This is a genomic window from Klebsiella sp. OBRC7 (assembly GCF_000293135.1).
GTDB lineage: Bacteria > Pseudomonadota > Gammaproteobacteria > Enterobacterales > Enterobacteriaceae > Klebsiella > Klebsiella michiganensis.
This window is the reverse complement of the sequence record NZ_ALNJ01000135.1, coordinates 90,368-110,550: the sequence shown is the minus strand read 5'-3', so window position 1 is coordinate 110,550 and position 20,183 is coordinate 90,368. Positions and strand designations below refer to the sequence as shown.

Sequence of the window (20,183 nt, the reverse complement as noted above, 5' to 3'; positions counted from 1 at the left end):
CTTTTTGCGTTTTTGTCCCCTGAACCGACCGGACATCGGTTTACCCATAAAACCCATCTCCGCGGTCATATCTGCCTTTTACTCCCTGCTTTCATCCACATCTTCATAATAATAACCTGCCGGTTTAAAGATACAGAAGATTCCACTAACCACACTTCAGTCTTATGTACCAGGATTACAACGTGTATCAGCCAGCCCGTGAGAAAATAATGGCCATTAAGCCTTTTAATTACCAGCAAGACTTTTCCAGCATCGATTTTCGCCAGCACCCGGAACTTTATCAGGTAGGAAGAGGTGAACAGGGCGTGTTGTTGGTTGAACCCTATAAAAGCGAAATTCTTCCCTACTGGCGCTATAAAGATGAAGCATCGGCGATTGAATCTGCCAGGAAAATTTATCAGCTCTTCGAGTTCTATCGACAGCAGAATGATTTTGTCGGTATGGATATGGCGCGCAAATTTATTCAGATGGGCTACACCCGGGCAAGGCGTTATGCCAATTACAAAGGCGGTAAAAAATACGCGAAGGAGGGTCACCTGAATTCGCGAGGTAATGATCCTGTTAAGGCGGCAGCTGCGGCAGTTTTCAAACAATGGTGGGATATGCTTCGTCAGGATGAAGATTACCTCCAGCGAAAAAAGAAACATCAGGCTCATTGGGGATAATTTTCAGCATCGATCTTCCTGCCCCACATAAATTTGTGCCGCAATATCGCCTGTATAAAAACCTGTTCTGGCCCGCTATTCACCATATTTCACTTGGCTAATCCTGAAGAATCTCGTTTTAATCGCGAAAACCTGCAGTACGAAAAAAAATGTGAATGGCATCACAAACTAAAAAATAACAATTATATAACATTTGATTTACCAATCGATTTGTCTGATTGAGCGGGGTCACCCGACGCGGCAGATTGCAGTCTTTGCTGGAGCAGAATTACAATGACAGAAAGCAGTATTAGCGAACGCGGATCCCAGGATCAGGGTGATACCCGGCGCCGTATATGGGCAATTGTGGGGGCGTCATCAGGGAATTTGGTGGAATGGTTTGATTTCTACGTCTATTCATTTTGCTCACTCTACTTTGCGCACATCTTCTTTCCTTCTGGCAACACCACTACGCAATTGTTACAAACTGCAGGGGTATTTGCGGCGGGTTTTCTGATGCGTCCGATCGGGGGATGGATATTCGGGCGCATTGCTGACCGCCGTGGACGTAAAACCTCTATGCTTATCTCCGTATGCATGATGTGTTTTGGTTCACTGGTGATTGCCTGCCTGCCGGGTTATGCAACGATAGGGACCTGGGCCCCGGCTCTACTGCTACTTGCACGCCTGTTTCAGGGACTGTCCGTTGGCGGAGAATACGGTACCAGCGCGACCTATATGAGCGAAGTCGCGGTGGAAGGAAAGAAAGGTTTCTATGCCTCATTTCAGTACGTCACGCTGATTGGTGGGCAACTTCTGGCCGTGCTTGTTGTGGTTGCCTTACAGCAGATCCTCAGCGATGAAGAGCTTCATGCCTGGGGATGGCGTATCCCGTTTGCTCTTGGCGCAGTCCTGGCTATCGTTGCCCTGTGGCTGAGACGACAGCTGGACGAAACGTCTAAACAGGAAACGCGCGCGTTAAAAGAAGCGGGATCGTTTAAAGGATTATGGCGTAATCGTAAGGCATTTATCATGGTGCTCGGATTCACTGCCGCAGGGTCGTTAAGCTTTTATACCTTTACAACCTATATGCAGAAATATCTGGTCAACACCGCAGGCATGAGCGCGGGCACCGCCAGCATGATTATGACCGCTGCCTTATTTGTTTATATGCTTGTTCAGCCGCTTTTCGGTGCGCTTTCGGATAAGATTGGCCGCCGGACCTCAATGCTCTGTTTTGGCGTACTCGTCACCGTCTTCACTGTCCCGATTCTCAATGCATTACAGAACGTGAGTTCACCGTATGCGGCATTTGCTTTAGTGATATGCGCCCTGTTGATAGTAAGCTTCTATACCTCAATCAGCGGCATTCTGAAGGCCGAAATGTTTCCGGCTCAGGTTCGTGCCCTGGGGGTTGGACTCTCTTATGCGGTGGCCAATGCGCTATTTGGCGGCTCGGCAGAGTATGTCGCGCTGTCGCTAAAATCAGCGGGAATTGAGCACGCCTTTTACTGGTACGTGACCGTCATGGGCGCGATTGCCTTCCTGGTCTCCCTGACGCTGCATCGTAAAGGCAAGGGGCTACGTTTGTAGCATTACTGATGTGCCAGCTGCCATACCGCATAGCCGGTAGTGGCACCTGCCACATCCCAGGCGAAATCTTTCCAGCTCCAGCCGCTCCCTGACGGGCGGCTGTCCCATAGCTCCTTCGATGCCCCTAAGCTCACGGAAAACATAAAGCCTATAGCGGCACTCCGGTCACGGCTATAGCCCTGATGCTGGGCATATTCGTTGCCTGCGGCGGAAAGCATGGCTGAGGCGAGGAAGTGTTGGGCTTTATCCTGGCCGCTCCATGGATCATTAGCCATATGGCTGCAGCCAGTCAGTAATAATAGTGGGGCAATAAGCATGATGACGCGCATACTAATTCCAGAAAAAGCCCCGCTGGGCGGGGCGGGAATTCAGAGAATACGGCTGATAAGACGGTCGATTCGAATACGTCGCAGACGCCTGATCAGTTTGCGTACCTTTATCGGGTAATCGGCAATACTTTGTAGATCGCGATAGTGCTGAACGATCGTAGTATGTTTGCGGATGAGATTGAGCTCTTTTTCACGCATTGCGCCGAGCTGGTGTTTTGGATCGTGGATAAGTATCGCGTTTTCCAAATCCAGCCGCCATGCGCGCGGGTTCAGGTTATTGCCGGTCAGCAGCATCCATTCGTCATCAACCCACATGCCTTTCAGGTGGTAGCTGTTATCGTCGTCCTTCCATAAACGGACAATCAGCTGATCGGTATTGACGTAATACTGCAGTCGGCTCAGGAAGCGACGCAGATTGATTTCGTAAAGATAGGGCAGCGCGCCGATAATTTTAAACGGCTGATCTTCCGGAATATAGAAATCATTAGCGGTTTTATCACCAACGATAATTTCGACTTTCTTCCCGCTACGCAGCAGCTGGATGATATTACGTACCAGCAGAGCGGGCAGGTTGAAATAGGGGGTGCAGATAGTCAGCTTATGCTCAGCGCAGGGCATCAGATGAAAAATGGTTTTATTCAGCAGACTCGTCTTCCCGAGGCCCACTAACGGAGTGACCGACAGCTGGTCATCGTCAGCATTGCCGATAAAATGATAGCTGCTATCGCGGAGCTCCTGGCGATACTGGCGGATGTCATTTTTGATCTCCGGGCTTTTTGGCCGATCGGCCCTGTCAAGGCGGTTAACGCCACGCCCTTGCACCAGGTTATTTTCAACCCAGTCGAACATCACATCAGCCATTTTACTATTGCGAATGCACTGGTAGCGGTCGTAGCGATACTTATCGTGTTGATGCAGGTAAACATCATTCAGACTGGCGCCGCTGTAGAGAACGCTGTCATCAATGATAAAACCTTTGAAGTGGAGGACGCCGAGCGCTTCCCGGGTATTGACCGGAACGCCATAAACCGGGATATCGACACCGGGATTTTCCTGCGCCATGCGGCAGTACCAGTCGGCATTGGTGTTTGACGCCGCGACGCCAATACGCCCGCGCTGGGCGCGATGCCAGTCGACCAACACCTGAACATCTAATTCGGGACGCTGACGCTTAGCGTCATAGAGCGCCTGCAAAATTCCTTTGCCGCCATCATCCTGTTCCAGATAAAGCGCAATGATACAAATACGCTGGGTGGCTTGAGCTATCCTGGCCAGTAACGCTTGCCGAAAATCTGCCGGAGCGTAAAAGAACTCGATATCATCAACTGACTGAGAAAGCTTAGGGAGTTGGGCAAGGTGTTGTTGATGTTTATTGCGTTTAAATTTTGACAACATCACAGTGCGTTTCTTCTCTGTTTATTGAAGGGTCTTCTGTACCATGCAGACGACGTAAGCGGGCAATAATACCATTACTACCCGTTAAAGTAGTCAACAATTGCGGCCAGCCGTTTGTAATTGCTCAGGTACAAGCTGTAGAGACAAACTGACAATTCCATCTTCAAGCTGAATATCAACCGAGAATCCTAGCTTTCTGGCGAGTCCGATCATGCCTTTATTATTCGGCATGGTAATGCCATTCAAACGCTGCAGGCCGTGGTTTTGCGTGTAGGCAATCAGCTTTTCCAGGAGCTTGCGGCCTAACCCCATACCCTTCAGGTCGGAGCGCACCAGTACAGCAAACTCGGCATCGATATTATCCGGATCGGAGATCGCTCGCGTTACGCCGAGGATCTCGTTCCCCTCGGCGGTGGTGCGCACCGCAACAAAGGCCATTTCTCGATCGTAGTCGATCTGCGTCATATTGGCTAAATCATCATGAGTAAATTCGTTGATTTCGCTGAAGTAACGATAATAAAGATCTTCCTTCGTGACCTGAGCGATAAAGGCCATAAGCTGCGGCTCATCTTCCGGGAGGATGGGACGGAAAAGACAGCGTTCGCCATTCTTCATCACCACCCACTCCTCCTGCTGCTGAGGGTAAGGGCGTATGGCCAGGCGACTTTCACTATCGCCGGTAAACGGTGCGAGAGTTAACGTGACATCAAGCGCGGTAAACTCGTGGCCGGAAGCCAGAAGAGGGTGAATATCCAGGCGCTGTATTTCCGGACAGTCGACGATCAAATTCGATACCTGTACCAGAAGCTGGCTCAGGCCAGGAATATCGAGAGGGCGCAGCGCGCTGCGGCCGCGCACTTTTTTACTTTTGATGGCCTGGATAACCAGATAGCGCGCAAGGTTCATATTCAGCGGCGGGAGCGCGACGGCGGCCTGATCCTCAGCCCGCCACTCGACACCGCCTTCTCCCAGCATGATCAGCGGCCCAAAAACCGGATCGTGCTCAACGACAACCCGCAGCTCCTGTGCCCCGGCGCGATTAGCCATGCTTTGCACCAGCAGCCCGTGAATACGCGCCTGAGGCCAGGTCATTTTGACGCGATCGATAATCGCGTCCGCAGCCTGCTGTACCTCGGTAGCCGTGCGCAGATAAAGCATAACCCCCTGAACTTCCGACTTATGCGGAATATCAGGCGAGCGCAGCTTCAGAGCGACGGGGTAGCCAATCTGCTCGGCAATATGTACAGCCTCGGCGCTATCGGCGGCAATCCACGTTGGCAGGGTATGAATACCGTAAGCGTGCAGAACGGGGCTCACTTCATGGGTATCCAGCGACGTTGCGCCTTCATTCATTGCGCGTTGCAGCAGGCTGTGCGCTTCGGCAGCGTTAGTGGTTAACGAATCTGACAGGACCGGGGTTTCCCTGAGCTGTTTTTGGTTACGCCGGTACTCCACCATGTGCATAAAAGCGGTAATGGTTCCTTCAGGCGTTCGATAGGTTGGCAACCCCGCATCGCTAAACAGGCGCCGCGCTTCTTGTGAAGAGAACTCACCGCACCAGTTGGTAAGAACCGTAACGTATTTGCCGCGCGGGTGGCGCTTCAGGGCGTCAATCAGCGCCAGCGCGCTCTCTGTTCCCGGTGCGGCAGCGCTGGGAGAGTGGATCACCAGTAGCGCATCGTAGTCATGGCTATCCAGCAGTACGTTCAACGCTTTGAGGTAATGCTCGCTGCTGGCGTCATCGCGGAGATCCAGCGGGTTGGCAATATCGATGGTTTCAGGTAAGGCCTGACGGAGAGCGCCGCTGGTCTCTTCGCTGAGCACTGCGAGTTTGCCGTTACGCAGCCAAAGTTCATCCAGCGCCAGCGCAGCCGGAGCGGCACCGTTGCTGATAATCATCAGTTTCTCGCCGCGCAGCGGGCGCATGTGGCTGAGGGTTTCGACCGCAGAGAACAGCTCGTGCGTATCCTGTACCCGCAATAAGCCTGCGCGCTGAATAGCGGCGTCCCACGCCGGATCCATACCGGAATTGACGTGCAGGAGCTTCTGCGCAGCGGGGCTGCGTCCGCTTTTAATCACCAGGATCGGCTTATTACGCGATGCGCTACGGGCCGCTGAGACAAAACGACGGGCATCGCTGAGATGTTCGAGATAAAGCAAAATGGCGCTGGTTTTACTATCGCGAGCGAGGAAATCAAGCAGGTCATCAACGTCGATGTCCAGACTATCCCCCAGCGCAATAAAGTAAGAAAACCCCATCTCGCGCTGCTGGGCCCAGTCGAGGATGGTATTGGAGACCGCCGCCGATTGCGAAATAAACGCCAGTTTGCCGCGATGAATAGGCACCGGCGAAAAGCTGGCATTGAGGCCCTGCCACGGCGCAAGCAGGCCAAGGCTGTTAGGGCCGAGCAGACGCATCTGGTAGCGGGAGGCGCATTCAAGCAGCGCGGGATACTGTTCGGGGATGGAGGAGAGAATGATGCAGGTTTTGCACCCTTTTTGCCCCAGCGCTTCCAGCAGCTCAAGATTTCGGCGGGCGTTAGTACAAAGCACGGCGAGATCGGGCGTGAAGGGCAGACTGTCGACGTCAGGCCAGGCCAGTACGCCCTGAACCGCTTTCCACGCTGGGGTTACGGGGAGAACGGGGCCGCTAAATCCGCCCGCCAGCAGGTTGCGCATCATCAGATAACCGGCGCGCTGTGGTTTCATTGATGCGCCAATAACGGCGATCGACTTTGGCCGCAGCAATGCTTCCAGGCCTCGTTGGCTCATACCGGTCTCCTTTGATCCCCAGTGACCGAATGATTTTAAACGTTTTCTGTCAGTTGTGCTGTGATACTGCCCTTATGCTGAGTTTTTCCTGCCAGGTAGCGCGTTCTGAATAAGCTGAAGTGCTCGCCAAGGGCCGTGGCTGCGCTTTTATCTCCCGCGAGATCCAGCAGCGCAATCGCGACTTCGGCAGTACAGTATTGGCCTTCTGCGTGAGCTTCCCGCAGGTGATAAGCGGAGATACGCGACAGATCGACGGAAATCATCGGCAGCGCGTCAAGCCAGGGGCTTTTACGGAACATTTTTCGCGCTTCGGGCCAGGTGCCGTCGAGCATAATAAACAGCGGTGGTTTACCCGGGGGCGGTGAATCAAGTACCTGACGCTCCGGGCCAGCATAAGAGGCAGGAAAAACCACCATCGGCTGATATTGCGCGTCGCCGACGAGATCGAGAAGCGCCTGCGGCGGTTCGGTTCGTGACCACTGAAAGGCCTCCGTATCCGGCAGGATATCGGCAATCAGGCGGCCGGTATTGCTGGGCTTCATTGGCTCGGTATCGAACATCACCAGGCAAAAACGGCTGGCGGCGGCAGCCGGCTTGAGGGTGGCGCAGAGGCACTGCTTCAACGGCAGCAAGCAACGCTGGCAGCGGTGGATACGGTTGCCGCGAGCAAGAAAAGGCCGGGTGGCGCGCGCGAGGCGTTCGGCGCGAAGGCGAAGGACGGCGTTATCAGTCATGGGGATCGCTAAGAAAAAACGCCATTGTCGCAGAGGAGAAAACGGGGCACAAGCGGTGCCCCGTGAGGTTTACTGCTGGCCTGCTTCGTTTAGCCAGCTATCGAAAGGTGCTTTAGGTACGGCGCCATTGAGCATGTCGATAACTTCGCCATTTTTAAACATCATAATGGTCGGGATGCTGCGAATGCGGAAGCGAGCGCTCAGCTCACGCTCCATCTCGGTATTCACTTTCACGAAACGCATTTCGCCGCTGCGTTCTTCAGCCACATCTTCAAAGATTGGCGCAAAGTTACGGCAGGGGCCACACCACGGCGCCCAGAAATCAACAACCACGGGCAGATCGTCCTTCAGCAGTTTATCCAGCGTTGCCCCGGTCGCGTTGATCACATCGCCATCAAAAAGATCGTGACCGCAGCGCCCGCATTTCGCGCCATCGGCGCTACGATCGTCGGGGATGCGGTTCAGAGCCTGACAACTGGCACAAACGGTATTCATAACTAACCTCTGGTTATGGGTTGCAGCGCGGCACGTGGCCGATTTGTTTCTGTAATGTTACATATTATCGATGCACTGCGAATAAAGGACAATGAGTTTTATTCAATGAATACGATAGACTCAGGCTTTTAAATGAAATAATGGCTAAGTGATGGCACATCGGGTAATCTGCGCGCTTCGCGCAGCGCAGGTGGAGAAAATGAATGAGCGACGACGAACTGAAAAATAAAAGCGGCAAGGTCAAAGTGATGTATGTCCGCAGTGATGATGATTCTGACCGACGTACCCATAACCCGCGTACCGGGAAGGGCGGGGGACGTCCAGGAAAGTCTCGTGTTGACGGTCGTAACCGCCCTGCGCGCGATGAAAAAGAGAGCCGCGGTGGCGATCGTAAACGTGACGATCGCAAGCGTGAAGGCTTTGGCGGCGAGGGCTCCTCTCCGTGGCGTACCGTATCCCGCGCGCCGGGCGATGAGGCGCCGGTAAAAGCGGATCACGGCGGGATCAGCGGAAAAAGCTTTATCGATCCTGAAGTACTGCGCCGCCAGCGCGCGGAAGAAACCCGCGTTTATGGTGAAAACGCCTGCCAGGCGCTGTTCCAGAGCCGTCCGGACGCCATCGTTCGCGCCTGGTTTATCCAGAGCGTGACCCCGCGCTTCAAAGAAGCTCTGCGCTGGATGGCGGCAAATCGTAAAGCCTATCACGTGGTCGATGAAGCAGAGCTGGCGAAAGCGTCCGGCACTGAACATCACGGCGGGGTTTGCTTCCTGATTAAAAAGCGCCACGGCACTTCCGTTGAGCAGTGGGTGGCTAAATCCGACGCTGAAGATTGTGTTCTGGCGCTGGAAGATGTCGGCAACCCGCACAACCTCGGCGCGATTATGCGCAGCTGTGCGCACTTTGGCGTCAAAGGCGTGATTGTGCAGGATGCCGGCGTTATGGAATCCGGCGCCGCGATTCGTACTGCGGAAGGCGGCGCGGAGCACGTTGAGCCGATTACGGGCGACAGCTTCATCGATACGCTCGAGCGCTTCCGTAAAGCGGGCTACGCGATTGTTTCTACTTCCAGCCATAACGGGACTCCGCTGTTCAAAGCTGAGCTGCCGAAGAAAATGGTGCTGGTGTTAGGGCAGGAGAGTGACGGTCTTTCTGACGCCGCTATCTCCAGCGCCGATCTGAACATTGCGATTGAAGGCACCGGCAACGTTGAAAGCCTGAACGTGTCCGTAGCAACCGGCGTGCTGCTGGCTGAATGGTGGCGGCAGAACAAGGCGTAACACCTTGTCTCAGAGTCAAAATGCCAGCGTAATGCTGGCATTTTCATTTTCAGAGCTATTCGCTTTCAGCCGGTAGCCTGGGCAGCCAGTCAATGGGCGCTTCACCGCGTTCGGTCAGCCACTGATTCGCCTGCACGAAATGATTACTGCCAAAGAACCCGCGGTGGGCGGAGAGCGGCGACGGGTGCGGCGCTTTGAGCACGCAGTGGCGCTGGCGATCGATTATCGCGCCTTTCTTCTGCGCATGCGAACCCCACAGCAGAAAGACGACGCCTTCCCGATGCTGGTTAATCAGCGAAATGACTTTATCGGTAAAGGTTTCCCAACCGAGGCTGGCGTGAGAGTGCGCTTGTCCGGCACGTACCGTTAATACGGTATTGAGCAGCAACACGCCCTGGCGCGCCCAGCTTTCGAGATAACCGTGAGTCGGGCGCTGAAAGCCTGGTATCGTCCCTTCCAGTTCCTTGTACATATTCAGCAGCGATGGCGGAATCTGAATGCCCGGTAGAACCGAGAAGGCGAGGCCGTGCGCCTGCCCGGGTCCATGGTAAGGATCCTGGCCCAGAATCACCACTTTAACGTCGCTTAGCTCAGTATAACGAAACGCGTTAAAGACATCTTTTTGCGGGGGATAGATGGTGATTCCCGATTGCCGCTCGTCAGCAACGGTTTTCAGGGTATTAACAAACCAGGGTTGCTGCTTCTCTTCTGCCAGCACGTCATGCCAGGTTAATGGGGCGGTCATTTTGCTCTCCTGCAAAGTGTCATTGCCATAGCTTAACTGCATCTTTCAACATCACAAAATTTGCCCCACGTGATTGACGCTCTTTATGCAAAAAAAATTGAAAACTTACAAATTTATTTGGTGGGTGGTATGGCGTAACTTGATGTAAAACAATAATATCCGCCTATGACCACTTTTGTGATGTGGTTTTTGTTGATTTAAATCAAAGAATGCCGGGTGTACGGCTGATATATATACACTCATAGAACAATGGTTTTACCAATTGGCCGCGAAGGCCAATAATCGAACAAACCCTGCCTGGGAGGCATAAAATGATTACTGGTATCCAAATTACTAAAGCTGCAAACGACGACCTGCTGAACTCTTTCTGGCTGCTGGATAGCGAAAAAGGCGAAGCCCGCTGCCTGTGCGCGAAAGCTGGTTTTGCTGAAGATGACGTGGTTGCAGTGAGCAATCTGGGTGAAATCGAATACCGTGAAATCCCGGTAGACGTGAAGCCTGAAGTCCGCGTTGAAGGCGGTCAGCACCTGAACGTTAACGTGCTGCGTCGCGAAACTCTGCTGGACGCGGTTGAACATCCGGAAAAATACCCGCAGCTGACCATTCGCGTGTCTGGCTATGCGGTACGCTTTAACTCTCTGACTCCGGAACAGCAGCGCGACGTTATCGCCCGTACTTTTACTGAAAGCCTGTAAGATTCCCTTTTAATGTGAAAACGCCGGGATATCCCGGCGTTTTTTTTACTCTTCGTTTGACTTCTGCGGAGCATCCGCTGCGCTTGGTTTACGACGCTTACCAATATTTTTGGTATCGCGATGGCGTTTTTTCACGCGCGGTTTCTCTTTTTCTTTCTCTTTCTTCTCTGCACGCTTGGCTAAAACCTTCTTGGAAGGTTTACCGGTTTGCTTCTCGCTGGGTGCGCGAGTGGTCGGGCGCAGTTCATCGATGACGCGGGCTTTTAACGGCTCTTCAATATAGCGGCCAATTTTACCCAGCAGCAGATGGTCGTGGGCTTCGACCAGAGAGATGGCCGTTCCCTTTTTACCCGCGCGTCCGGTACGACCGATACGGTGCAGATAGATGTCGGCCGTGCGCGGCAAGTCGAAGTTGAAAACGTGACTGACGTCCGCGATGTCGATCCCGCGCGCGGCAACGTCGGTGGCGATTAACACGTTAATACGGCCATCGGTCAGGCGGCTAATCGCTTCATTACGTTTTGCCTGTACCATCTCGCCTTCCAGCCAGCAGGTGTTGATACCCGCTTCACGCAGCCAGCCCGCCAGTTCATGCACGCGCTCGCGCTTACGGACGAAGACGATGGAACGCGTCGCTTCCGGCTGCTTCAGCAGATGGACCAGCAGTGCGGTCTTATGCTTGACGTCATCGGCGCGGTAATACCACTGGTGAATCTTTTTACGCTCTCGGGTGGAGGGGGTCGCAGAGACTTCCACCGGTTCTTCCAGCAGACGCTCAGCAAAATCTTTAATGGCGTCACCTTCGAGGGTGGCGGAGAACAGCATGGTCTGCTTACGCCAGCGGGTTTCACCGGCAATGTGTTCGATATCCTGCGCGAAGCCCATGTCCAGCATGCGGTCCGCTTCATCAAGGATCAGCGTTTCAACGGCGCGGCAATCAAAGTTTTCTTCTTTAATATATTGCAGCAGGCGACCGGTCGTGGCGACCACGATGTCCTGGTTCTCGCTGAACACTTCGGCATGGTTCATATAGGCGACACCGCCGGTAATCGTGGCGATATCCAGATGAGTATGTTTTGCCAGCTCACGCGCATGGTCGGCAACCTGCATCGCCAGTTCGCGCGTGGGGGTCAGGATAAGAATTCGCGGCGGACCAGACTTCTTGCGCGGAAAATCGAGCAGATGCTGCAACGCTGGCAGGAGATACGCCGCCGTTTTACCGGTGCCGGTCGGGGCTGAACCGAGAATATCACGGCCATCAAGCGCAGGCGGAATAGCGGCGGCCTGAATGGCTGTCGGGCGTGTGAAACCTTTATCCTGGAGGGCGTCCAGCAGGTTTTCGTCGAGTTCAAGTTCGGAAAAAGTCGTTACAGTCATGATCTACCTCTGAGTGGACCGCCGATTATAGACGTTACGGACGCAATGTTCATCTGTTTGTAAGGCTATCTGTTCTCCGGTATTGTGCATAGCCTTAAGCTCAGGAGTTTTTTGCCCGCAAGGTTATCGAGGATGTCCCAGTCGAAGTTCGCGCTGCCGCGCAATGGTTTTACGTTTAAGCAGTTTTTTGTCGCCCACGATCGCTGTGCGATGAAAGTGGGTACCGACGGCATTTTACTCGGCGCATGGGCCCCCATCGCTCAGGTTAAACGCGTGCTGGATATCGGCGCGGGCAGCGGTCTGTTAGCGCTGATGCTCGCGCAGCGAACCGGCGATACGGTGATTGTGGATGCCGTGGAGCTGGATGAAGAAGCGGCAGAGCAGGCGCGAGAAAACGCCGGGGATTCTCCCTGGGCCGAGCGCCTGCTGATTCATCAGGCGGATATTCAGCAATGGCAGCCGCAGCAAACCCGGCGCTATGAGCTGATTGTCAGCAATCCACCTTTTTTCGCTGAAGGCGTACCTTGCGCCACCTCGCAGCGCGAGCAGGCTCGTTATACCTCCTCCCTGGATCACGCAACATTATTAACCTGTGCCGCCGAGCTTATTACGGAGGAGGGGTTTTTCTGCGTCGTGCTTCCGGTCGACATTGGTAACGCCTTTGTGCAGCGGGCGCAGAATATGGGCTGGCATCTGCGTCTGCGTACCGACGTGGCGGAAACGGAAGTGCGCCCGCCGCATCGGGTTCTGTTGGCTTTTTCGCCGACGGCGGGGGAGGAGTGCTTTAGCGACAGATTGGTCATCCGTGGGCCAGAGCAGCAGTATTCCGAAGGATTTACCGCTCTGACCCAGGACTTTTATCTTTTTATGTGAGCCAGCGGCGAGAGCACCGACGGCCCGCTCTCCGGCAACTGGTCAGGATAGTCCAGCGTATAGTGAAGCCCGCGGCTCTCTTTACGCAGCATGGCGCAGCGCACAATCAGCTCGGCAACCTGCACCAGGTTCCGTAGCTCCAGTAAATTATTGGAGACGCGGAAGCGGGCGTAGTATTCGTCCAGCTCCTGCTGCAGCATAGTAATGCGGCGCAGGGCGCGCTCAAGACGGCGTGTGGTGCGCACGATGCCGACATAATCCCACATCAGCAAGCGCAGCTCATGCCAGTTATGTTGAATCACGACCAGTTCATCAGGTATTTCAACCTGGCTTTCGTCCCATGATGGCAGTTCATTGACCGCCTGCGCGAACGGCAGACGCTTAACGATATCTTCGGCGGCGGACCATCCGTAGACGAGGCACTCAAGCAACGAGTTTGATGCCATCCGGTTAGCGCCGTGTAATCCGGTATAGCTTACTTCGCCGATGGCATACAGCCCGTCGACGTCGGTGCGCCCGTGATCGTCAACCATGACGCCGCCGCAGGTGTAGTGCGCGGCAGGAACCACGGGCACCGCTTCTTTTGTCAGATCGATGCCCAGCCCCAGCAGCTTCTCGTAGATCATCGGGAAGTGGTGGCGAATAAATTCTGCTGGTTTATGGCTGATATCCAGATACATGCAGTCAGCGCCAAGGCGCTTCATCTCATGATCGATGGCTCTGGCGACGATATCGCGCGGAGCCAGCTCGCCGCGCTCGTCAAAGTCCGGCATAAACCGCGTGCCGTCAGGGCGTTTCAATAGGGCGCCCTCGCCGCGCAGCGCTTCCGTCAGCAGGAAGTTGCGCGCTTGCGGATGGTACAGCGCGGTTGGGTGGAACTGATTAAATTCGAGGTTGGCGACCCGGCAGCCGGCACGCCAGGCCATCGCGATACCATCCCCGGAAGAGACGTCAGGATTCGTCGTATATTGATAAACTTTAGCCGCGCCGCCGGTAGCCAGCACCACGGCCTTTGCGCTACAGGTTTCAACCGCTTCTTTATTACGATTCCAGATCCACGCGCCCACCACCCGGCGCGTGCCGGGCAGGCCAATTTTATCGGAGATAATAAGGTCAACGGCGTTACTGCGTTCCAGTATGCGGATATTTGGGTGGGCCAGCGCCTGGCTCACCAGGGTAGTCTCAACGGCTTTACCGGTCGCATCGGCGGCGTGGAGAATTCTTCGGTGGCTGTGACCTCCCTCGCGGGTCAGATGGTAGCTCTCTTCGCCGTTCGCCTGAACCTGAGTATCAAACAGCACGCCCTGATCGATTAGCCACTGAACGCAGGGTTTAGCGTTGCTTGCCACGAATGAGACCGCATGGCGATCGCAAAGACCCGCTCCGGCTATCAACGTGTCCTCGATGTGCGATTCAACGCTATCGGTTTCATCAAATACGGCGGCAATACCGCCCTGAGCGTAGAAAGTAGAACCTTCACTGATAGGGCCTTTGCTGAGAACCGTGACCGCGCAGCGTTCCGCCAGGCGTAAGGCAAGGGATAATCCGGCAGCGCCGCTGCCAATAATCAGCACATCACAGGAGGAATCGGAAGTTGTTTTCATGGCCTTTGTTTAATTTACTAAACACAATGAGCGAACAATAGCACCAGCCAGCGAGAAATCGTACATTTTTTTTACTCGGCGTTGTGAGGGCTAAACATAACGGCGTAATGAGGCGGGCTGTAAATGGAAAAAAGGTTTTGCGAAGCGGCTCGTGAGCTTCAGATTTTATAGTGAAATAAAAGCCGGGTTACGTTACCCTTCTGGCGGGTCTTGCGCTTTTTCTTATTATCTTACATATCGTTTAGCGACCGGGACATATAATGAGAGATAACAATCCGTCAGCCGGTGCCGGACGAAAAACAAAGGCGTAACGGAACTTTATTGTTTTCAGACACTCCAACCCTCTGCTTGCTCACTTGATGCAGTAATTGGGTGGTGTTTTTGAATACGCATGGGAATTGGGTTTGGGGAGACATTACCTCGGATGAGCGAGCAGTTAACGGATCAGGTCCTCGTTGAACGGGTCCAGAAAGGAGATCAGAAAGCATTTAACCTGCTGGTGGTGCGCTATCAGCATAAGGTTGCAAGTCTGGTCTCCCGCTACGTGCCGCCGGGCGATATCGCTGACGTTGTTCAGGAATCGTTCGTTAAAGCATGGCGTGCGCTGGATTCTTTCCGGGGGGATAGCGCTTTTTACACCTGGTTATATCGCATCGCCGTAAACACGGCGAAGAATTATCTGGTTGCTCAGGGACGCCGTCCGCCATCCAGCGATGTTGATGCGAATGATGCTGAAAACTTCGAAAGTGGCGGGGCATTGAAAGAAATTTCGAACCCTGAGAACTTAATGTTGTCAGAAGAGCTGAGACAAATAGTTTTTCGTACCATTGAATCGCTTCCGGAAGATTTACGCATGGCAATTACCTTGCGGGAGCTGGATGGCATGAGCTATGAAGAAATAGCCGCCATCATGGATTGTCCGGTGGGCACAGTGCGTTCGCGCATCTTCCGGGCGCGAGAAGCTATTGATAATAAAGTTCAACCGCTAATCAGGCGTTGACGATAGCGGAATACTGGAAAAGGGTATCAGGCATGCAGAAAGAAAAACTTTCGGCCTTAATGGATGGTGAAACGCTGGATAACGAACTGCTCAACGAGCTGGAGCGTTCATCTGAAATGCAAAAAACCTGGGAGAGCTACCATCTCATCCGCGATACGCTGCGAGGCGATACGAGTGAGGTGCTCCATTTTGATATCTCAGCTCGCGTCATGGCCGCCATTGAAAACGAGCCCGTTCGTCAGACGGTTCCTCTAATTCCTGAATCTCAGCCCGCACCGCACCAGTGGCGTCAGATGCCTTTCTGGCAAAAAGTACGCCCGTGGGCCAGCTCGCTTACTCAGATGGGCGTTGCCGCGTGCGTATCCCTTGCTGTGATTGTTGGCGTTCAGCAGTATAATGGCCAGTCTGATTCATCCCAGCAGCCAGAGGCGCCGGTGTTTAACACCATGCCGATGATGGGTAAGGCCAGCCCGGTCAGCCTGGGCGTGCCGGCGGATGCTTCGGCAGGTAGCGGTCAGCAGGCTCAGGTGCAGGAACAGCGCCGCAGAATTAATGCTATGCTGCAGGACTATGAATTGCAGCGTCGCCTGCATGCGGAACAGCTTCAGTTTGGCCAGGCCCAGACTCAGCAAGCCGCTGTTCAGGTGCCGGGCTATCAAACTTTAGGAACACAATCGCAGTAATGAAGCAACTTTGGTGTGCCATGTCGCTCATGGCAGGCAGCCTGTTCTTCTCCGTCAACGCCTCGGCTGATACATCGTCCGGGGCGTTGTTGCAGCAGATGAACCTGGCCAGCCAGTCCCTTAATTACGAGCTCTCTTTCGTCAGCATCAACAAGCAGGGTGTTGAGTCGCTGCGTTATCGACACGCTAAACTAAACAATCGCACCCTGGCACAGCTGCTCCAGCTTGACGGTCCGCGTCGGGAAGTGGTGCTGCGCGGAACGGAAATCAGCTATTTTGAGCCCGGACTCGATCCTTTCACCCTGAACGGCGACTATATCGTTGATTCGCTGCCTTCATTGGTCTACTCCGACTTTAAACGTCTGTCATCCTATTACGACTTCATCTCCGTGGGGCGGACGCGTATTGCCGATCGTTTATGCGATGTTGTGCGCGTCGTGGCTCGCGATGGCACCCGTTATAGCTATATCGCATGGTTAGATGCTGAAACTAAGCTGCCTCTGCGCGTTGATCTGCTTGATCGCGACGGCGAAACGCTTGAGCAGTTCCGCGTCGTCTCGTTCAACGTTGGCGATAACGTTAGCGCCAGTATGGAAACCCTGGCTAAGGCCAACCTGCCTCCGCAGCTGTCGGTACCGGAAGGGGGCAATAAGGCCAACTTTAACTGGGCGCCAACCTGGCTGCCGCAGGGCGTGGCCGAAGTCTCCAGCAGCCAGCGTCGTCTGCCCACTTTCGATGGCCCAGTAGAGTCCCGTTTGTATTCCGATGGGCTGTTTAGTTTCTCTGTCAATATCAATCGCGCCACGGCAAATAGCAGCGATCAGCTGCTGCGTACCGGCCGTCGTACCGTGGCGACTACCGTGCGTGATAACGCAGAGATAACCATCGTTGGCGAGCTGCCGCCGCAAACGGCGAAGCGTATTTCCGATAGTATTAAATTCAGGGCAGTACAATGATTAAAGAGTGGGCGACGGTCGTTTCCTGGCAAAATGGCGTTGCGCTGGTGCACTGCGATGTGAAAGCCTCCTGCAGCAGCTGTGCTTCTCGCGCCGGTTGCGGAAGCCGGGTGCTGAATAAGCTTGGGCCGCAAACCAGCCATACCCTTAGCGTCCCCAGCGAACAGCCGCTGTCGGCCGGGCAAAAAGTCGAACTGGGCATTGCCGAAAGCAGCCTGCTCGGGTCGGCGGTATTGGTTTATATGGCGCCGTTAGTCGGTTTGTTTGTGATGGCATCAATATTCCAGGTGCTGTTTGCCAACGACTTTGCCTCGCTTTGCGGGGCAATTTTGGGCGGCGTTGGCGGGTTTCTGGTCGCTCGCGGTCTTTCGCCTGGCTTAGCCTCCCGGCAGTCGTGGCAGCCGGTTATTATCAGCGTCGGTTTACCGCCAGATTCAGTCCGCATCGAGACGCCTTCCTCCCAACTGGGTCAGTGATTTCACTGGCCCTTATCTTTATTTACAACTCCCGCAAGAACTCATCATTTACTCCGGTTATGCTAGCGGTAAGAGCATTTCCTGGTTTCGTGGATGTAGTGTAGAATGCGGCGTTTTCGGATTAAAAAACGTCAGGCACAGAACAGCGGCCTCATGATTCGCGTAAGGCATAATTAACTCTAAATATGAAGAATATACGTAACTTTTCAATCATCGCTCACATCGATAATTGATACCAAGACACCCTAAGCCAACCTTAGACAATTTCCCGCTCAAGACCCGCCAGAATCAACCCTCTTCGAAAAACTACTGTTTACATATACAGACAACCCAAGACAACGTAAGCCACTCTTTTTGTGTCCATAGCCGCGTCCATGAACTATGATGGACACGATCACAACATTTCTGATGGACACGGTGGATTATTTTCTATGGCTATTTCAGATAGTTATCTAAAGTCTTGCCTCGGGCGTGAAAGAGAGAAGGTTGAAGAGAAATCAGACCGCGATGGCCTATGGGTTCGCATATCCCGGAAGGGGGCGGTAACCTTTTTCTACCGTTACCGTTTTCTTGGTAAGCAGGACAAGATGACAATCGGTAGTTACCCTGAGTTTGGGCTAAAGGCCGCTCGTGATGAGGTCGTTAAATGGTCGGCTATCCTTGCCCGGGGTGAGAATCCCCGAATCCGCCAGAGTCTGGACAAAGCAAAAATAAACAGTCAGCACACGTTTGAAGAATTATTTCGTGAATGGCATGAGATGGTCTGTATTCAAAAGGAAACAGCTGACCAGATCCTCAGAACGTTCGAACTTCATGTATTCCCAAAGCTCGGGAAGTACCCGGCTAACCAACTCACGTTACATAATTGGCTAACCGTTCTGGACCGACTCGCCGAAGGTTACACAGAAATAACGAAGCGGGTGATCAGTAACGGCCGGCAGTGCTACTCCTGGGCAGTTAAGCGCCAGTTACTGGAAAATAACCCACTGTCAGAGCTTTCCGGGCGCGACTTTGGCATTCAGAAAAAGATGGGGGAGCGGACGCTTAATCGCAAAGAACTGGCCATTGTCTGGCGTGCCATTGAAGATTCGCGCCTCATGGAAAGAAACAAGATAATGTACAAGCTATGCCTGGTTTGGGCTTGCAGGGTTGGGGAGATCCGTTTAGCAGAAGTTCAGCATTTTGACTTTGAGGAAGGTGTCTGGACAGTGCCATGGGAAAACCACAAGACTGGCCGCAAGACCAAAAAGCCGCTTATAAGGCCGATCATCCCAGAAATGTTACCATTGCTAAAAAGGGCCATTGAACTGGCTCCCGGTCGGTATGTCTTCTCAAGGTACGAGGATAAGCCGATGAGTGAAGGTTTCCACTTAAGTATCAGCAGCAACCTGGTTAAGTTTATGCTGAAGTCATATAGTGAGCAGGTCCCTCACTTTACCGTTCACGATCTGCGCAGAACGGCGAGAACTAACTTTTCAGAGCTGACGCAGCCGCATATTGCAGAAATCATGCTGGGGCATAAATTGCCCGGCGTCTGGTCAGTCTATGACAAGCATACTTATATCGAAGAAATGCGTGATGCCTATAGCAGATGGTGGGCTCGACTGATGAGCATCATCGAGCCCGATGTGCTGGAGTTCACGCCGAGGCATGCCGGGTAAGGCGCCCCTTTACATCCCTTACCAGATCGTTGAGGTGTGACATAGGGCGGCGCGTTCTGCGTCGCATCTCTTTTTCCTGCCACTCGGTGACCTTGCTCTTTAGCCACTTATTTGGACCGCCCATATAGGAGCAGTCCGGGGCAGGGAAGGGATTATCATTTTTCTTTCGCTTCCGGTAGCGATCGAGTGTCCGCGGTGTGATGCTCAGTTGTTCGCAAATATCGCGAGTTTTCATTAATTCGAGTTCGTTGCCCATCATTTCCTCCACTGGCCCTTTACAGGGCCATCTCTAATCAGTCAGTCTGGCCCGGGAGACTTCTCAGTCTGCGCATTCCTGTCATCGCTGTGGCGACGTAGCTTTTATGGCGATTGACTACCTCAACCCAGACTTTCACCCCTTCAACTTCTACGGTGTAAGTCACTTTCCTTTCGCAGTGTCCATAATTCCCATAACGCTCAAAATGCTTCGCTAGTGCCGCATCGCATGCCTGGCGTCCGAGAGGAGATTGTTTGCTTCGGTTTATCAGTCGCATATTCACCTCACTTAATCAGGCCAAGCGTGTAATTAAGTTCATGAAGGCATTCTTTGTCATACTCAAAGAAGTAGTCCCATTGCTCTTGATTGTGGTACTCACGGACCAATGCCCAACGCCAACCATCGGTATCTAATACGCGGCGAACTTTGCGTTTAACGATGGTATCAATATCGTAAATTACGCCGTAGTTAGCCCCGAACCCGTTGCGCAAAACGTCAAGCTCAACAGTGATGACCCGGTATAATTTCGGGAGTACTTTCATTTCTTCAATACGCATACTCACCTCACACAAAAACGTCTACGGGGTCACCGGCGGCGCGCGCATTGTCGTTCGCTTC

General features: G+C 53.5%; 21 protein-coding genes. 10 read left to right on the top strand and 11 right to left on the bottom strand.

Annotated elements, in window-relative coordinates:
• Window positions 1-209 precede the first annotated feature (209 nt).
• Both HMPREF1144_RS25200 and HMPREF1144_RS25195 read left to right on the top strand, forming a co-directional pair.
• Window positions 210-665 carry a DUF4385 domain-containing protein gene (locus HMPREF1144_RS25200; protein WP_032721880.1) on the top strand — a complete coding sequence of 152 codons (456 nt, stop codon included), beginning with the start codon at window positions 210-212 and terminating at the stop codon, window positions 663-665.
• 273 nt (window positions 666-938) lie between these two features.
• Window positions 939-2,237: an MFS transporter gene (locus tag HMPREF1144_RS25195; RefSeq protein WP_004853296.1), complete on the top strand. Its 1,299-nt coding sequence runs from the start codon at window positions 939-941 to the stop codon at window positions 2,235-2,237.
• Between the two features lie 2 nt (window positions 2,238-2,239).
• On the opposite strand, the gene HMPREF1144_RS25190 is transcribed toward HMPREF1144_RS25195, so the two are convergent.
• From HMPREF1144_RS25190 to trxC, 5 genes are all read right to left on the bottom strand, one after another.
• Complete coding sequence (locus tag HMPREF1144_RS25190) at window positions 2,240-2,566, bottom strand: YfiM family lipoprotein (RefSeq protein WP_004853293.1); 327 nt, start codon at window positions 2,564-2,566, stop codon at window positions 2,240-2,242.
• A gap of 39 nt (window positions 2,567-2,605) precedes the next feature.
• Complete coding sequence (pssA, locus tag HMPREF1144_RS25185; protein WP_009654383.1) at window positions 2,606-3,961, bottom strand: CDP-diacylglycerol--serine O-phosphatidyltransferase; 1,356 nt, start codon at window positions 3,959-3,961, stop codon at window positions 2,606-2,608.
• A gap of 93 nt (window positions 3,962-4,054) precedes the next feature.
• Window positions 4,055-6,733: a bifunctional acetate--CoA ligase family protein/GNAT family N-acetyltransferase gene (locus HMPREF1144_RS25180; protein WP_004853290.1), complete on the bottom strand. Its 2,679-nt coding sequence runs from the start codon at window positions 6,731-6,733 to the stop codon at window positions 4,055-4,057.
• Between the two features lie 35 nt (window positions 6,734-6,768).
• A complete protein-coding gene (locus tag HMPREF1144_RS25175; RefSeq protein ID WP_009654350.1) occupies window positions 6,769-7,467 on the bottom strand; it encodes a tRNA-uridine aminocarboxypropyltransferase in 699 nt (232 codons plus the stop codon).
• A gap of 69 nt (window positions 7,468-7,536) precedes the next feature.
• On the bottom strand, window positions 7,537-7,962 hold the full coding sequence (gene trxC, locus HMPREF1144_RS25170) for a thioredoxin TrxC (protein WP_004104599.1): 426 nt from the start codon (window positions 7,960-7,962) through the stop codon (window positions 7,537-7,539).
• Window positions 7,963-8,165: 203 nt separating this feature from the next.
• Between trxC and HMPREF1144_RS25165 the strand changes: the two genes are divergently transcribed.
• Window positions 8,166-9,239, top strand: coding sequence for a tRNA/rRNA methyltransferase (locus tag HMPREF1144_RS25165; protein ID WP_004853286.1), 1,074 nt, complete (start codon window positions 8,166-8,168; stop codon window positions 9,237-9,239).
• A 55-nt stretch (window positions 9,240-9,294) separates the two neighbouring features.
• Here HMPREF1144_RS25165 and ung read toward each other — a convergent pair whose 3' ends face one another.
• Entirely contained in the window at window positions 9,295-9,984 is a 690-nt protein-coding gene (ung, locus tag HMPREF1144_RS25160; protein WP_004853283.1) for a uracil-DNA glycosylase, read from the bottom strand.
• Between the two features lie 311 nt (window positions 9,985-10,295).
• On the opposite strand from ung, the gene grcA reads away from it, so the two are divergent.
• Window positions 10,296-10,679 (top strand): autonomous glycyl radical cofactor GrcA, encoded by a 384-nt coding sequence (gene grcA / locus HMPREF1144_RS25155; RefSeq protein WP_004104596.1) that lies wholly within the window; start codon window positions 10,296-10,298, stop codon window positions 10,677-10,679.
• A gap of 45 nt (window positions 10,680-10,724) precedes the next feature.
• On the opposite strand, the gene srmB is transcribed toward grcA, so the two are convergent.
• Window positions 10,725-12,056 (bottom strand): ATP-dependent RNA helicase SrmB, encoded by a 1,332-nt coding sequence (srmB, locus tag HMPREF1144_RS25150; protein WP_004853282.1) that lies wholly within the window; start codon window positions 12,054-12,056, stop codon window positions 10,725-10,727.
• A gap of 132 nt (window positions 12,057-12,188) precedes the next feature.
• Here srmB and trmN point away from each other — a divergent pair, with 132 nt between their 5' ends.
• Window positions 12,189-12,929, top strand: a complete 741-nt coding sequence (trmN, locus tag HMPREF1144_RS25145) for a tRNA(1)(Val) (adenine(37)-N(6))-methyltransferase TrmN (protein ID WP_004853281.1) — start codon at window positions 12,189-12,191, stop codon at window positions 12,927-12,929.
• Here trmN and nadB read toward each other — a convergent pair.
• Window positions 12,914-14,533 carry an L-aspartate oxidase gene (gene nadB, locus HMPREF1144_RS25140; protein ID WP_004853280.1) on the bottom strand — a complete coding sequence of 540 codons (1,620 nt, stop codon included), beginning with the start codon at window positions 14,531-14,533 and terminating at the stop codon, window positions 12,914-12,916. The genes trmN and nadB overlap by 16 nt on opposite strands.
• Before the next feature lie 424 nt (window positions 14,534-14,957).
• Here nadB and rpoE point away from each other — a divergent pair, with 424 nt between their 5' ends.
• From rpoE to HMPREF1144_RS25115, 5 genes are all read left to right on the top strand, one after another.
• Complete coding sequence (gene rpoE / locus HMPREF1144_RS25135) at window positions 14,958-15,533, top strand: RNA polymerase sigma factor RpoE (RefSeq protein ID WP_004104583.1); 576 nt, start codon at window positions 14,958-14,960, stop codon at window positions 15,531-15,533.
• Window positions 15,534-15,565: 32 nt separating this feature from the next.
• Window positions 15,566-16,216, top strand: a complete 651-nt coding sequence (rseA, locus tag HMPREF1144_RS25130) for an anti-sigma-E factor RseA (protein ID WP_004853279.1) — start codon at window positions 15,566-15,568, stop codon at window positions 16,214-16,216.
• Window positions 16,216-17,172 (top strand): sigma-E factor regulatory protein RseB, encoded by a 957-nt coding sequence (gene rseB / locus HMPREF1144_RS25125; RefSeq protein ID WP_042928477.1) that lies wholly within the window; start codon window positions 16,216-16,218, stop codon window positions 17,170-17,172. Before rseA ends, rseB begins: the two co-directional genes overlap by 1 nt.
• Complete coding sequence (gene rseC, locus HMPREF1144_RS25120; RefSeq protein ID WP_009654369.1) at window positions 17,169-17,648, top strand: SoxR-reducing system protein RseC; 480 nt, start codon at window positions 17,169-17,171, stop codon at window positions 17,646-17,648. Before rseB ends, rseC begins: the two co-directional genes overlap by 4 nt.
• A 431-nt stretch (window positions 17,649-18,079) precedes the next feature.
• Window positions 18,080-19,309, top strand: coding sequence for a tyrosine-type recombinase/integrase (locus HMPREF1144_RS25115; RefSeq protein ID WP_009654389.1), 1,230 nt, complete (start codon window positions 18,080-18,082; stop codon window positions 19,307-19,309).
• Here the strand turns inward: HMPREF1144_RS25115 and xis are convergent.
• From xis to HMPREF1144_RS25105, 3 genes are read right to left on the bottom strand one after another with little or no spacing between them, the layout of a single operon-like run.
• A complete protein-coding gene (gene xis, locus HMPREF1144_RS25110; RefSeq protein WP_009654360.1) occupies window positions 19,287-19,565 on the bottom strand; it encodes an excisionase Xis in 279 nt (92 codons plus the stop codon). The two genes, HMPREF1144_RS25115 and xis, sit on opposite strands and share 23 nt — an antisense overlap.
• 37 nt (window positions 19,566-19,602) lie before the next feature.
• Window positions 19,603-19,842 carry a DUF4060 family protein gene (locus HMPREF1144_RS32085; protein ID WP_071532314.1) on the bottom strand — a complete coding sequence of 80 codons (240 nt, stop codon included), beginning with the start codon at window positions 19,840-19,842 and terminating at the stop codon, window positions 19,603-19,605.
• Between the two features lie 7 nt (window positions 19,843-19,849).
• Window positions 19,850-20,122, bottom strand: a complete 273-nt coding sequence (locus HMPREF1144_RS25105) for a hypothetical protein (protein ID WP_009654349.1) — start codon at window positions 20,120-20,122, stop codon at window positions 19,850-19,852.
• Window positions 20,123-20,183: the final 61 nt, after the last annotated feature.

Coding starts and splice junctions, on each gene's coding strand:
- xis (WP_009654360.1), bottom strand. CDS start 19,565: ATGGGCAACGAACTCGAATTAATGAAAACTCGCGATATTTGCGAACAA.
- HMPREF1144_RS25190 (WP_004853293.1), bottom strand. CDS start 2,566: ATGCGCGTCATCATGCTTATTGCCCCACTATTATTACTGACTGGCTGC.
- rpoE (WP_004104583.1), top strand. CDS start 14,958: ATGAGCGAGCAGTTAACGGATCAGGTCCTCGTTGAACGGGTCCAGAAA.
- HMPREF1144_RS25115 (WP_009654389.1), top strand. CDS start 18,080: ATGGCTATTTCAGATAGTTATCTAAAGTCTTGCCTCGGGCGTGAAAGA.
- trmN (WP_004853281.1), top strand. CDS start 12,189: ATGTCCCAGTCGAAGTTCGCGCTGCCGCGCAATGGTTTTACGTTTAAG.
- pssA (WP_009654383.1), bottom strand. CDS start 3,961: ATGTTGTCAAAATTTAAACGCAATAAACATCAACAACACCTTGCCCAA.
- nadB (WP_004853280.1), bottom strand. CDS start 14,533: ATGAAAACAACTTCCGATTCCTCCTGTGATGTGCTGATTATTGGCAGC.
- HMPREF1144_RS25180 (WP_004853290.1), bottom strand. CDS start 6,733: ATGAGCCAACGAGGCCTGGAAGCATTGCTGCGGCCAAAGTCGATCGCC.
- HMPREF1144_RS25165 (WP_004853286.1), top strand. CDS start 8,166: ATGAGCGACGACGAACTGAAAAATAAAAGCGGCAAGGTCAAAGTGATG.
- grcA (WP_004104596.1), top strand. CDS start 10,296: ATGATTACTGGTATCCAAATTACTAAAGCTGCAAACGACGACCTGCTG.
- rseB (WP_042928477.1), top strand. CDS start 16,216: ATGAAGCAACTTTGGTGTGCCATGTCGCTCATGGCAGGCAGCCTGTTC.
- ung (WP_004853283.1), bottom strand. CDS start 9,984: ATGACCGCCCCATTAACCTGGCATGACGTGCTGGCAGAAGAGAAGCAG.
- srmB (WP_004853282.1), bottom strand. CDS start 12,056: ATGACTGTAACGACTTTTTCCGAACTTGAACTCGACGAAAACCTGCTG.
- trxC (WP_004104599.1), bottom strand. CDS start 7,962: ATGAATACCGTTTGTGCCAGTTGTCAGGCTCTGAACCGCATCCCCGAC.
- HMPREF1144_RS25195 (WP_004853296.1), top strand. CDS start 939: ATGACAGAAAGCAGTATTAGCGAACGCGGATCCCAGGATCAGGGTGAT.
- rseA (WP_004853279.1), top strand. CDS start 15,566: ATGCAGAAAGAAAAACTTTCGGCCTTAATGGATGGTGAAACGCTGGAT.
- HMPREF1144_RS25200 (WP_032721880.1), top strand. CDS start 210: ATGGCCATTAAGCCTTTTAATTACCAGCAAGACTTTTCCAGCATCGAT.
- rseC (WP_009654369.1), top strand. CDS start 17,169: ATGATTAAAGAGTGGGCGACGGTCGTTTCCTGGCAAAATGGCGTTGCG.
- HMPREF1144_RS25175 (WP_009654350.1), bottom strand. CDS start 7,467: ATGACTGATAACGCCGTCCTTCGCCTTCGCGCCGAACGCCTCGCGCGC.
- HMPREF1144_RS32085 (WP_071532314.1), bottom strand. CDS start 19,842: ATGCGACTGATAAACCGAAGCAAACAATCTCCTCTCGGACGCCAGGCA.
- HMPREF1144_RS25105 (WP_009654349.1), bottom strand. CDS start 20,122: ATGCGTATTGAAGAAATGAAAGTACTCCCGAAATTATACCGGGTCATC.